This window comes from Phenylobacterium aquaticum, from assembly GCF_947378715.1.
Taxonomy (GTDB): Bacteria; Pseudomonadota; Alphaproteobacteria; order Caulobacterales; family Caulobacteraceae; genus Phenylobacterium; species Phenylobacterium aquaticum_A.
In genome coordinates this window covers 1-11904 of the sequence record NZ_CANCLE010000003.1, presented here as the reverse complement: position 1 = coordinate 11904, position 11904 = coordinate 1, and the positions used below count along the sequence as shown (strand labels likewise).

Here is an 11904-nt window from a genome sequence, read left to right as displayed (position 1 = left end):
GGGTCTTACACCGTGAGGCTTTCGACTCGCGCGGAACGCACAGCCTTAGCCAAGGAATTGACTTTGGAAAGCACCCGGGCGGTCACGCTTTCGTTGACCGCCAGAGCTTCGGCGACTTCATCCACCAGGGCCGAGCCGACCACCACGCCATCGGCGACCCGGGCGACCGCCGCGGCGCGCTCAGGCGTCTTGATTCCGAAGCCGACGCAGACCGGCAGGCCGCCGGCCGCCCGGACCCGTTCGACGTGGGGCGCCACGGTCGCGGCGTCGGCTTCCTTCACCCCGGTGACCCCGGCCACCGAGACATAGTAGGCGAAGCCCGAGGTCCGCTTCAGGATGATCTTCAGCCGCGCGTCGTCACTGGTGGGCGTCGAAAGCAGCAGCAGGGACAGCTGTTCGGCGTCCAGCGCGTCGGCCAGGGGATCGGCCTCCTCCGGCGGGATGTCGACCACGATCAGCCCGTCGGCGCCGGCCGCCGCTGCATCGCGGGCGAAGGTCTCGAAGCCCCGGTTGATCAACGGATTGGCGTAACCCATCAGGACGATCGGGGTGGTCTGATCCACCTGCCGGAACGCGGCGATCATCTGCAGGGTCTTGGAGAGCGTCATGCCCTTGTTGAGGGCCCGAAGCGCGGCGCGCTGGATCGGCGGCCCCTCGGCCATGGGGTCGGAGAAGGGGAACCCCACCTCGATCAGGTCGGCGCCCGCGCCCGGCAGACCCTTGAGAATCTCCAGACCGGTCGCATAGTCCGGGTCGCCGGCCATGACATAGGCCACGAAGGCCGCACGGCCCTCAGCCTTGAGCGCCGCGAACCGCGCGTCGATACGAGTCTTGGTCAAATCGTCCGTCCGAGATGGGCGGCCACGGTGGCGACGTCCTTGTCGCCCCGGCCGGAGAGATTCAGCACCACGATACCGTCCTTGCCGACGTCCTTCACCACCTCCGGCAGGCGGGCCAGGGCGTGGGCGGACTCGATCGCCGGCAGTATGCCCTCAAGCTGGGCCAGAAGCGTGAACGCCTCCAGGGAATCCTGGTCGGTGGCGGTCAGATAGGTCGCCCGGCCGACATCGTGCAGCCAGGAGTGCTCGGGCCCGATGCCCGGATAGTCGAGGCCGGCCGAGATCGAATGGGCCTCGGTGATCTGGCCCTCGGGATCCTGCAGTAGATAGGTCATGTTTCCATGCAGGACACCGGGGCGGCCGCCATTGATCGCGGCCGCGTGACGGCCGCTGTCCATGCCCTCGCCGGCCGCCTCGACGCCATAGAGGCGGACGCCCTCGTCATTCAGGAACGGATGGAAAATGCCGATGGCGTTGGAGCCGCCGCCCACGCAGGCGACCACCGCGTCGGGCAGGCGGCCCTCGGCGGCCATCATCTGCTCGCGCACCTCCTGGCCGATCACCGACTGGAAGTCGCGGACCATCTCCGGATACGGATGCATGCCGGCCGCGGTGCCGATCATGTAATAGGTGTCGTGGACGTTGGTGACCCAGTCGCGCAGGGCCTCGTTCATGGCGTCCTTGAGCGTCGCCGAGCCGGAGGTCACCGCCTCGACCTGGGCGCCCAGCAGGTTCATGCGGAACACATTGGGCTTCTGCCGCTCGACATCGACGGCGCCCATATAGACCACGCAGGGCAGGCCGAAGCGGGCGCAGACCGTGGCCGAGGCCACCCCATGCTGGCCGGCGCCGGTCTCGGCGATGATCCGGGTCTTGCCCATGCGCCGCGCCAGCAGGATCTGGCCCATGCAGTTGTTGATCTTGTGGGAGCCGGTGTGATTCAGCTCCTCGCGCTTCAGATAGATCTTCGCGCCGCCATAGTGCTGGGTCAGGCGCTCGGCGAAATAGAGCGGGCTGGGGCGGCCGACATAGTGGGTCAGGAAGCTCGACAGCTCGGCCTGGAAGGCGGGATCGGCCTTGGCCGCCCGATAGGCCGCATCCAGCTCATGGACCAGCGGCATCAGGGTCTCGGGCACATAGCGGCCGCCATAGTCGCCAAACCGGCCCTGGGCGTCCGGATAGGCTGAATAGTCGTTGGGGGCGGGACTGGGCGCGTTCACGGCACTATCACTCGGCTCTGGATCGGGGCTCAGGCAATACGGTCAGGCGCGGCGGACGGCTTCAAGGAACGCCGTGATCAAGGCCGGGTCCTTTAAGCCGGGACCGCGCTCCACGCCAGAGGAAACGTCCACCATGGGCGCGCCGGACAGCCGCACGGCGTCGACGACATTCCAGGGATCCAGACCGCCGGCCAGCAACCAGGGCCGCTGGAAGCGGTGGCCCATCATCAGGCTCCAGTCGAAGCGGGCGCCGTTGCCGCCCGGCAGCTCCGAATCCGCCGGCGCCTTGGCTTCGAACATCAGGTGGTCGGTCGCCGCCTCATAGGCCTTGGCGGCCGAGAGATCGTGGGCGGTGGTGATCGGCAGCACCTTGATGACGCCGGCGCCCGTCCGCCGGCCTACGTCGCGGGCCCGAGCCGGGGTCTCGCTGCCGTGCAACTGGATGAGGTCGGGCGCCAGGATGCTGGCCAGCCGGTCCAGGAGTTCGTCGTCCGGATCGACGGTGACCGCGACGATCTTGACGTTCTTCGCCCGGGCGGGCGGCGTCAGGCGCGCCGCAGCGTCGGGGGCGATGTTCCGCGGGCTCTTGGGAAAGAAGATGAAACCGATATGGCTCGCCTTCCCGTCGACGGCCGCGCGCACGGCCTCGGGGGTCTTCATTCCACAGATCTTGGCCGCGACGGTCATGCGGCGGATTAGGGGACTTGGGCCCGGCGACGCAAGAGCCTGGGCGTGATATCGCCGTCCCGAGCACGGGGGAGCGCGGGCGGATGGAGCTTGAAACGCGGGTGCGCCCGGCCAGCGCGGCGGAGAGGCCGCTGATCGCGGGCCTGGCGAATTTCTACATCTACGACTTTTCCGAACTGGAGCCGGCGGAATCGGACCGGTTCGAGTTCGACCCGCACGGCGGCCTCGGCGACTTGCCGCATCTGGAAGACTATTTCACGGCCCCGGACCGCGCCGCCCTGTTGATCCTGGCCGATGAGCGGCCGATCGGTTTCGCACTCCTCAACACCCAGTCTCATCGCGGCGGGCATGTGGAGCGGAACATGGGGGAGTTCTTCATCGCCCGGAAACACCGGCGCGGCGGACGGGGCGCCGAGGCCGTGCGTCAGATCCTGGCCCTCCACCCTGGGCGCTGGGAGGTGGCGGTGGCCGAGCGCAACTTGGCGGCCAAGGCCTTCTGGCCTCGCGCGATCGCCGGAGCGGCCAATGTCTCGGGCCTGGAACGGCTGGAGGGCGACGGCGAGCACTGGACCGGACCGATCTGGACCTTCCAGGCCGACTGAACCGTCTGGCCTATTTGGCGGCGGGGGCCTTCAGGAGATCGCGGATTTCCATCAGCAGAGCCTCGGTATGGCTCGGCTGCTGCTCGACCTCCGGCTTGGCGTCCTCATTGCGGCGCATGGCGTTGACGGCCTTGACCATCAGGAACACCACCCAGGCGACGATCAGGGCCTGGATCACGGTGTTGATGAAGGCGCCGTACTGAATGGCGACCAGCTCGTCGACCTTGGTCAGGGGATTGTCGGGCCGCAGCACCAGTTTCATATCGGCGAAATTGACACCGGCGGTGATCAGTCCGACCGGCGGCATGATCACCTGCTCGACCAGGCTCTTGGTGATGTTGCTGAAAGCCGCACCGACAATAACCCCGACCGCCAGGTCGATGACGCTGCCGCGGGCGATGAATTCCCGAAATTCGCTGAAAATGCCCATGGCGGCCTCCTGAGGTGCAGACCCCCGATTCCCCCGATCCGGGGCCGGTGGTCAATCCTGGGCCGTCCAGATTGGGCGAGGCCGACTATTCGTCGGCGTTCAGGCGCTCGCGCAATTCCTTGCCGCTCTTGAAGAACGGCACGTGCTTGGCGCGGACATCGACGGCCTCGCCGGTGCGGGGATTGCGGCCGGCGCGGGCGTCCCTTGAGCGGACCGACAGGGCTCCGAAGCCCCGCAGCTCAACCCGACCACCCTCTTCGAGGGCCAGGATCATGCGCTCTAGGATCACCCCCACCACGCGCTCTATGTCGCGCTGGGTGAGATGCGGATTCTCTTCGGCGAGTTTGGCGATGAGTTCCGACTTGATCATACCCTGTTCCGGTCTTGCGGCGGTCGGAACATGGTCGAGTCCTTTGGGATGTTCAAGGCGGGAAAAGGGTTCTTCGGCAATTCACTATCCCAAGCTGGGGCTGGGCGCCGCCAAACCCGGCGCCCGAAAACGACGAAGCCCCGCCCGGACATGCCGGACGGGGCTCCACCAACTTCCAATTGCAGGCTGACGCCTACTCCTTTTGGGCCTTCTCGCGCAGAGCCGCGCCCAGGATGTCGCCCAGCGAAGCGCCGGAGTCCGAGGAGCCGAACTGCTCGATGGCTTCCTTCTCCTCGGCCATTTCCAGGGCCTTGATGGAGACGGAGACGCGACGGGCGGCCTTGTCGACATTGGTGACCTGAGCGTCGACGCGGTCACCCACGGCGTAGCGCTCGGGGCGTTGATCGGCGCGGTCACGCGACAGGTCCGACTTGCGCACGAAGGCGGTCATCGGAGCATCGTCCTCGCCGAACCGCACTTCCACGCCGCCCGAGGTGACCTCGGTGATCGTGACGGTGACGGTCTGGCCCTTGCGGAAGCCGTCGCCGGCCATCGGATCGCCGGCCAGTTGCTTGATGCCGAGGCTGATGCGTTCCTTTTCGATATCGACGTCGAGGACGCGGGCCTTGACCATCTCACCCTTGTGATAGCGGGCGATGGCTTCTTCGCCGGAGACCGCCCAGTCCAGATCGGACAGGTGGACCATGCCGTCGATGTCGTTCTCCAGACCGATGAACAGACCGAATTCGGTGGCGTTCTTGACTTCGCCCTCGACGGTCGAGCCGATCGGGTGAGAGGCGACGAACGCGTCCCAGGGGTTGTCCATGGCCTGCTTCAGGCCAAGCGAGACGCGACGCTTTGACGGATCGACGTCCAGCACGACCACGTCGACTTCCTGCGAGGTCGAGACGATCTTGCCGGGGTGGACGTTCTTCTTGGTCCAGGACATTTCCGAGACGTGGACCAGGCCTTCGACACCGGCTTCCAGCTCCACGAAGGCGCCGTAGTCGGTGATGTTGGTGATCCGGCCGGTGAACTTCGCGCCCACCGGATACTTGGCTTCCACGCCGTCCCACGGGTCGGACTGCAGCTGCTTCATGCCAAGCGAGATGCGTTGGGTGTCCGGGTTGATCTTGACGATCTGGACCTTCACCGTGTCGCCGACCGCGAGCACCTGGCTCGGGTGGTTGACGCGCTTCCAGCTCATGTCGGTGACGTGCAGCAGGCCGTCGATGCCGCCCAGGTCCACGAACGCGCCGTAGTCGGTGATGTTCTTGACGACGCCTTCGCGGATTTCGCCTTCCTGCAGCTGGGAGACCAGCTCGGTGCGCTGTTCGGCGCGGGCTTCTTCCAGGATCGCACGGCGCGAGACCACGATATTGCCGCGCGGGCGGTCCATCTTGAGGATCGCGAACGGCTGCTCGCGGCCCATCAGCGGGCCGACGTCGCGCACGGGGCGGATGTCGACCTGGCTGCCCGGCAGGAAGGCCGAGGCGCCGCCGAGGTCGACGGTGAAGCCACCCTTCACGCGGCCCACGATCGAACCCATGACCGGTTCGTTGCGCTCATAGACGCCTTCGAGACGGGTCCAGGCTTCCTCGCGGCGGGCCTTGTCGCGGCTGATGACCGCTTCGCCCATGGCGTTCTCGACACGCTCGAGGAACACTTCGACGGTGTCGCCGATCTTGATCGGGCTCTTGCCGTCGTCGCCGAGGCCGAATTCCTTCAGCGAGATCCGGCCTTCGGTCTTCAGACCGACGTCGATGATCGCGAAGTCTTTCTCGATTCCCACGACCTGGCCTTGAACGACCGAGCCTTCCATGAAATCGCGCCCGCCCATGGATTGGTCGAGCAGCGCGGCGAAATCGTCGCGCGAGGGGTTGAGGCCCATATCGTCAGCCATAATGGTCTTTCGTCTTCAAATGACATGGGGCCCGGCCGCCGCTTGGCGTCCAGACGGAATCCCCATGTCGGGTTAAGGGTTGCGACCGATAGCGCGGAAGCCCGCGCCGGTTAGTTCTGCCCGCGGCGACGAGGGAAAGGCGCGGGTGGATTTGCTTACCGGGACTGCTCCCAGCGCGCGCGCGCCGCCTCGACAATGCGGCGGGCCGCATCGGTGGCGTGCTCTATAGTCATTTTGCTGGTGTCCAGCAAGACGGCGTCGGCGGCGGCCACCATGGGCGAGTCGGCCCGGCCGGAATCGCGGGCGTCGCGCTTCCTGATATCATCCAGCACATCGGCCAGGTCGACGGCCTCGCCCTGGCCGGCCAGCTGCTTCCAGCGACGCTCGGCGCGGACCTCGGGATCGGCCGTGACGTAGAGCTTGGCCGGGGCTTCCGGGCAGATGACCGTGCCCATGTCGCGGCCATCCAGCACCGCCCCGCCCGGCTGGCGTGCGAAGCCGAGCTGCAGGTCGCGCAGGGCCATGCGCACGGGGGTGTGAACCGCGACGCGGCTGGCGGCCTCGCCGGCCGCCCGGGTGCGGAACGCCGGATCGGTCAGCATGCCAGCCGTCAGGGTCCGGGCCATGGCCCCGGCTTGGGTGGCGTCGTCCAGATCCCCGCCGGCCCTTTGCATCATCACCCCGACCCCGCGATAGAGCAGGCCGGAATCCAGCACGGGCAGGCCGTAGAGCGCGCCGAGCCGGTTGGCGATCGTGCCCTTGCCGGAGGCGGCCGGGCCGTCGACGCAGATTACGAAGCCGCTCACGCGCTCTCCCCCAGTTCGGCGCCCAGCCCGCGCATCATCTCGACGAAGCCGGGGAACGAGGTGGCGATCATGCCCGGCTCATCGACGCTGACCGGCTGGTCGGAGGCCAGGCCCATGACCAGGTGGGACATGGCGATCCGGTGGTCGCCCCGGGTCACCACCCGCGCCCCGCCCCGGGCCGGATGATTGGCTTGCGCTGCGCCGACCACGATCAGGCCCTCGGGCTCTTCCTCGACCCCGATGCCGCAGGCGGCCAGGCCCGTGGCCATCAGGGCGATCCGGTCGCTTTCCTTGACCCGCATCTCGCCGATGCCGCGCATGTGGGTCGCGCCCCGGGCGAAGGCCGCCGCCACCGCCAGGATCGGATATTCGTCGATCATCGAGGGCGCCCGCTCGGCCGGCACCTCGACGCCGCTCAATTCGGAATAGCGCGCGGTGATATCCCCGACCTCCTCGCCGCTCTCGACCCGGACGTTGGAGATCACCAGGTCCGCGCCCATCTCGATCAGGGTCGTGAACAGGCCGGTCCGCAGCGGGTTCAGCAGCACCCCCTCCACCGTCACCTCCGAGCCCGGGGTGATCAGGGCCGCCACCAGGGGGAAGGCCGCCGAGGACGGATCGCCCGGGACCCGCACATGGGCTCCGGTCAGGGACTGGCCGCCCGGCAGGTCGATGTGTCGGACGCCGTCCTTGACCTCAACATGGACGACCGCCCCGAAGCCTCGCAACATGCGCTCCGTATGGTCACGGGTGGCTTCGGGTTCGAGGACCAGGGCCCCGCCGTCGGCGTGCAGGCCGGCCAGCAGCACCGCCGACTTCACCTGGGCCGAGGGCTCAGGCAGGCGATAGGAAATGCGTTTCAGGCCGCCGCCCTTCAGGGTCAGCGGCAGGCGACCGCCGGAGCGGCCGAGGAACACCGCGCCCATCTCCGCCAGGGGTTTCATCACCCGGTTCATCGGCCGGCCGCGCAGGGAGGCGTCGCCGGTGAAGGTGGCCGCGAGATCAAAGCCGGCCGCCGCCCCCATGATCAGCCGCACCCCGGTGCCGGCGTTGCCGCAGTCGATCACGTCGGCCGGCTCGGCGAACCCGCCCTGGCCGACAACCCGCCAATGGCCCTCGCCCAGCCGCTCGACGCCGGCGCCAAAGGCCGCCATGGCCTGGGCCGAGCGCTTGACGTCCTCGCCTTCCAGCAGCCCCTCAACCTCGGTCACGCCGCTCGCCAGCGCCCCGAAAATCAACGCCCGGTGGGAAATGGATTTGTCGCCAGGGGCGCGCACGCGACCCCGCAGCGGGCCGCCGCGGTGCGCGGTCAGTCCAGCTGACGTCATGGGAATACCAAGCCTGTTGTTTTGCCGAGGGGGTTTGCTTTTGACAGCGGCGACTTCGCGTGGCAAGTGAGCCGGCTTCAATTTGAACCCCTGCTTAGAGGCCCTCCACTTGGCCAATCCTGAACTGGGCGCAAAGCAAATCTGCCCCAACTGCCAGGCGAAGTTCTACGACCTCACTCGTCGTCCTGCTGTCTGTCCGAAATGCGCCAACGAATTCGACCCCGACGAGGCTGTCCGTAGCCGCCGCGTGCGGGCCCGTGTGACCCCGACCGACCACGAGCTCGACGACGAGCGCGAAGATCAAGTCCGGGCCAAGCCTGAGGCGGAGGACGAGGAAGAGGACGAGGTCGTCACCCCCGCCATCGACGAGGCCGTCGATGAGCCGATCATCGCCGTCGACGACGACGAGGACGGCGAACCCGTCGTCGCGCCGGAAGACGAGCTGGCCGGCTTCCAGGAAGACGAGGAAGACCTGGAAGAAGACGACGCCGATGTGCCCTTCCTGGAAGACGAGGAAGACGATTTCGACGACACCGAGATCGACGGCCTGCCCGGCGAAGGCGACGACGACGATCGCTAGGCTCCGGCTCTGAAACGCCTGCGACGATCCCGCCCGAAAAATTCCTCCGGGCGGGGTTGATCGCGGCAAACTGTCGGACTAGGTTCCGCGCCTCTTCGGGGACGGGGTTTTCGCCCACGGCCTGAAGGCCCGAGACTTCGGGGCTATAGCTCAGTTGGTAGAGCGCTTGAATGGCATTCAAGAGGTCAGCGGTTCGACTCCGCTTAGCTCCACCATAGCGGCCGCTTCCTCACCGGAAGCGGCCGTTTCCATTTGGGGCGCACGGCGTCGCGGCCCCCGACTTGCGCACGGATGAACTGAGAAACGCGGCGGGCTCAGGGTCGGCCGTGAGCGATTTCGCTCTGGCTTGTCGGATCGGCGGTATCCTGTGCGTTCTTGGGGCGTCGGCCACGCGGCCGACGGATGGAGGATGCGGACATGAAGACTTTTCTGGCGCTGTTCATGGGTTCGGCTGATGGCGGTGGGCCTCCGGACATGAGCGAGGCGGACCTGGCACGGGGCATGGCCGCCTGGGGCGCTTGGATGGGGGCGAACGCGGCGCGCCTCGTCGAGGCGGGCGGCCCGGTCGGCGGGACCAAGAGCGTCTCGAACCGGGGCGTCGAGGACATCCGCAATCACGTGGGCGGCTATGTGGTGCTGACCGCCGAGAGCCATGAAGAAGCCGCGGCGCTGTTCGTAGGCCATCCGCACTTCACGATCTTCCCAGGCGACCGGGTCGAGGTGATGGAACGCCTGCCCATTCCCGGCGCCTGACCGGTCTCGGCCTCACCCCTCAGCCACCTCCCACGCTACATCGAGGAACCGCTCCAGGGTCGGGGTCGCGTCGTTGCGGCGCCAGGCGAGGCCGGTCTCCAGGGTGGGGGCTTCGCCGGCCAGGGGCAGGTAGCGGACACCGGTGCGGGCGAGGTGGCGCAGGGAGGCCGGCACCAGGGCGATGCCCATGCCGGCCGAGACCAGGCTGATGATGGTCTGCATCTGGACGGCTTCCTGGAGGATCTGGGCCTTGCCGCCGTGAGCGTTGAAATAGCCGGTGACCAGGTCGTAGAAGGCCGGGGCAGAACGGCGCGGAAAGATGATCAACGGGGCGCCGATCACGGCGGCCGGCGACAGGGGCGCGGCGGCGGCCGGCAGGCGGCCCTCCTCGATCCAGGTGTCCGGCACGGCGGCGACCAGGGGCTCGGTCATGAGGGCGCGGTAGCTCAAGGGCTCGGGCAGGGTTCCGCCCGGCGGCGGGATGATGATGCCGGCATGGCCGCGGCCCTCGACGAGGCCCTCGATCTGCACATCGCTGGTCGCCTCGGTGAGCGCCAACTCGACGGCCGGATAGAGGCCGGCGAAGCGGCGAACCAGGGCCGGCAGGATGGAATAGTCGGCGGTCGAGACGAAGGAGAGCTCCAGGAGCCCCGCATCGCCATCGCGCAGCCGCCGGGCGATCCCCGGCAGGTCGCCGAGATCGCTGAGCACGGCGCGCACCGGGATCAACCACTGTTCACCGAAGGGGGTGAGCGCCACGCTGCGCTTGCTGCGCGCGAACAGGGCCGCGCCCAGCTCGGCCTCCAGGGCCAGGATCGACTGGCTGAGCGGCGGCTGGGTCATGCCGAGCTTGAGAGCCGCGCGGCCGAAATGCAGGGTCTCGGCGACGGCCGCGAAGTGCCGGAGCTGGCGCACGTCCATTTGTGATATTTTCCACGACCTAATTGGCCCTGAGTAATATATTTCACCACCAATTGGCGATGGTCTATCGGGACGCGACAGCTTTCGCGAGATCCCGCCATGCCCGCCTATCGTTCCCGCACCTCCACCCACGGTCGCAACATGGCCGGCGCCCGCGGCCTGTGGCGCGCCACCGGCATGAAGGACGGCGATTTCGGCAAGCCGATCATCGCCGTGGTCAACAGCTTCACCCAGTTCGTGCCCGGCCATGTGCACCTGAAGGACCTGGGCCAGCTGGTCGCCCGCGAGATCGAGCAGGCCGGCGGGGTGGCCAAGGAGTTCAACACCATCGCGGTCGACGACGGCATCGCCATGGGCCATGACGGCATGCTCTACAGCCTGCCCTCGCGCGAGTTGATCGCCGACAGCGTCGAGTACATGGCCAACGCCCACTGCGTGGACGCCCTGGTCTGCATCTCCAACTGCGACAAGATCACGCCCGGCATGCTGATGGCGTCGCTGCGGCTGAACATCCCCACGGTCTTCGTCTCCGGCGGGCCGATGGAAGCCGGCAAGGTGGTGCTGAAAGGCAAGCAGGTCGCCCTGGACCTGGTCGACGCCATGGTCGCGGCGGCCGACGAGTCGGTGTCGGACGGCGACCTGGCCGCCATCGAGCGCGCCGCCTGCCCGACCTGCGGCTCCTGCTCGGGCATGTTCACGGCCAATTCGATGAACTGCCTGACCGAGGCTCTGGGCCTCTCCCTACCGGGCAACGGCTCGGTCCTGGCCACCCACTCCGACCGCGAGCGGCTTTTCCTGGAGGCCGGCCGCACCATCGTCGACATCACGCGGCGCTACTATGAGCAAGACGACGAGAGCGTGCTGCCGCGCAAGGTCGCCAGCTTCGCGGCCTTCGAGAACGCCATGTGCCTGGACATCGCCATGGGCGGCTCGACCAACACCGTGCTGCACCTCTTGGCCGCCGCCCACGAGGCCGAGATCGACTTCACCATGGACGATATCGACCGGCTGTCGCGCAGGGTGCCCTGCCTGTCCAAGGTCGCGCCGGCCAAGGCCGACGTGCACATGGAGGACGTCCACCGCGCCGGGGGCGTGATGGCGATCCTGGGCGAACTGGACCGCGCCGGCCTGCTCACCACCGACCTGCCCACGGTGCATGCCGCGACCCTGGCCGAGGCGCTGAACCGCTGGGACATCTCCCGCACCAACAGCGAGGACGTGCGCACCTTCTTCCGCGCCGCCCCGGGCGGGGTGGCGACGCAAGTCGCCTTCAGCCAGAGCCGCCGCTGGGAGGAGCTGGATCTGGACCGGGCCGAGGGCGTGATCCGCGACGCCGCCCACGCCTTTTCCCAGGATGGGGGCCTGGCCGTGCTGAAGGGCGACCTCGCCCTGGACGGCTGTATCGTCAAGACCGCCGGGGTCGATGAGAGCATCCTGAAGTTCTCTGGTCCCGCCAAGGTCTTTG

13 protein-coding genes and 1 tRNA gene are annotated in these 11904 nt (G+C 67.8%); 5 read left to right on the top strand and 9 right to left on the bottom strand.

All coding sequences use genetic code 11. The features are described 5' to 3' along the window. Positions 1–5: 5 nt before the first annotated feature. From trpA to Q7P21_RS00845, 3 genes are read right to left on the bottom strand one after another with little or no spacing between them, the layout of a single operon-like run. A complete protein-coding gene (trpA, locus tag Q7P21_RS00855; protein ID WP_304164170.1) occupies positions 6–839 on the bottom strand; it encodes a tryptophan synthase subunit alpha in 834 nt (277 codons plus the stop codon). Beyond that, complete coding sequence (gene trpB, locus Q7P21_RS00850; RefSeq protein ID WP_304164173.1) at positions 836–2059, bottom strand: tryptophan synthase subunit beta; 1224 nt, start codon at positions 2057–2059, stop codon at positions 836–838. The genes trpA and trpB overlap by 4 nt, the downstream gene beginning before the upstream one ends. A 42-nt stretch (positions 2060–2101) precedes the next feature. Continuing rightward, complete coding sequence (locus Q7P21_RS00845; RefSeq protein ID WP_304164174.1) at positions 2102–2746, bottom strand: phosphoribosylanthranilate isomerase; 645 nt, start codon at positions 2744–2746, stop codon at positions 2102–2104. An 83-nt stretch (positions 2747–2829) separates the two neighbouring features. Between Q7P21_RS00845 and Q7P21_RS00840 the strand changes: the two genes are divergently transcribed. Beyond that, positions 2830–3348, top strand: coding sequence for a GNAT family N-acetyltransferase (locus Q7P21_RS00840; RefSeq protein WP_304164176.1), 519 nt, complete (start codon positions 2830–2832; stop codon positions 3346–3348). A 10-nt stretch (positions 3349–3358) separates the two neighbouring features. Here the strand turns inward: Q7P21_RS00840 and mscL are convergent, their stop codons facing one another. The 5 genes from mscL to aroA form a co-directional block, all read right to left on the bottom strand. Further along, positions 3359–3778 carry a large-conductance mechanosensitive channel protein MscL gene (gene mscL / locus Q7P21_RS00835; protein ID WP_304164178.1) on the bottom strand — a complete coding sequence of 140 codons (420 nt, stop codon included), beginning with the start codon at positions 3776–3778 and terminating at the stop codon, positions 3359–3361. An 85-nt stretch (positions 3779–3863) separates the two neighbouring features. Then, positions 3864–4148: an integration host factor subunit beta gene (locus tag Q7P21_RS00830; RefSeq protein WP_242563789.1), complete on the bottom strand. Its 285-nt coding sequence runs from the start codon at positions 4146–4148 to the stop codon at positions 3864–3866. 193 nt (positions 4149–4341) lie between these two features. Then, complete coding sequence (gene rpsA / locus Q7P21_RS00825) at positions 4342–6051, bottom strand: 30S ribosomal protein S1 (protein ID WP_304164181.1); 1710 nt, start codon at positions 6049–6051, stop codon at positions 4342–4344. 155 nt (positions 6052–6206) lie between these two features. Then, positions 6207–6857, bottom strand: coding sequence for a (d)CMP kinase (cmk, locus tag Q7P21_RS00820; protein WP_304164185.1), 651 nt, complete (start codon positions 6855–6857; stop codon positions 6207–6209). Next, positions 6854–8185, bottom strand: a complete 1332-nt coding sequence (aroA, locus tag Q7P21_RS00815; protein WP_304164188.1) for a 3-phosphoshikimate 1-carboxyvinyltransferase — start codon at positions 8183–8185, stop codon at positions 6854–6856. The genes cmk and aroA overlap by 4 nt, the downstream gene beginning before the upstream one ends. A gap of 109 nt (positions 8186–8294) precedes the next feature. Between aroA and Q7P21_RS00810 the strand changes: the two genes are divergently transcribed. The 3 genes from Q7P21_RS00810 to Q7P21_RS00800 all read left to right on the top strand — a co-directional run bounded on the left by Q7P21_RS00810 (position 8295) and on the right by Q7P21_RS00800 (position 9518). Then, complete coding sequence (locus tag Q7P21_RS00810; protein WP_304164191.1) at positions 8295–8765, top strand: TIGR02300 family protein; 471 nt, start codon at positions 8295–8297, stop codon at positions 8763–8765. A gap of 139 nt (positions 8766–8904) precedes the next feature. Then, positions 8905–8980: transfer RNA gene (locus tag Q7P21_RS00805), tRNA-Ala, on the top strand. A gap of 202 nt (positions 8981–9182) precedes the next feature. After that, the gene (locus Q7P21_RS00800) at positions 9183–9518 is read left to right on the top strand and encodes a hypothetical protein (RefSeq protein ID WP_304164192.1); all 336 of its coding nucleotides are present in this window, start codon (positions 9183–9185) and stop codon (positions 9516–9518) included. Positions 9519–9530: 12 nt separating this feature from the next. Here the strand turns inward: Q7P21_RS00800 and Q7P21_RS00795 are convergent, their stop codons facing one another. Further along, positions 9531–10439, bottom strand: a complete 909-nt coding sequence (locus tag Q7P21_RS00795; protein WP_304164195.1) for a LysR family transcriptional regulator — start codon at positions 10437–10439, stop codon at positions 9531–9533. A 99-nt stretch (positions 10440–10538) separates the two neighbouring features. Between Q7P21_RS00795 and ilvD the strand changes: the two genes are divergently transcribed. Continuing rightward, positions 10539–11904 (top strand): dihydroxy-acid dehydratase (ilvD, locus tag Q7P21_RS00790; RefSeq protein WP_304175327.1); only part of this gene is annotated, 1366 nt, incomplete at its 3' end.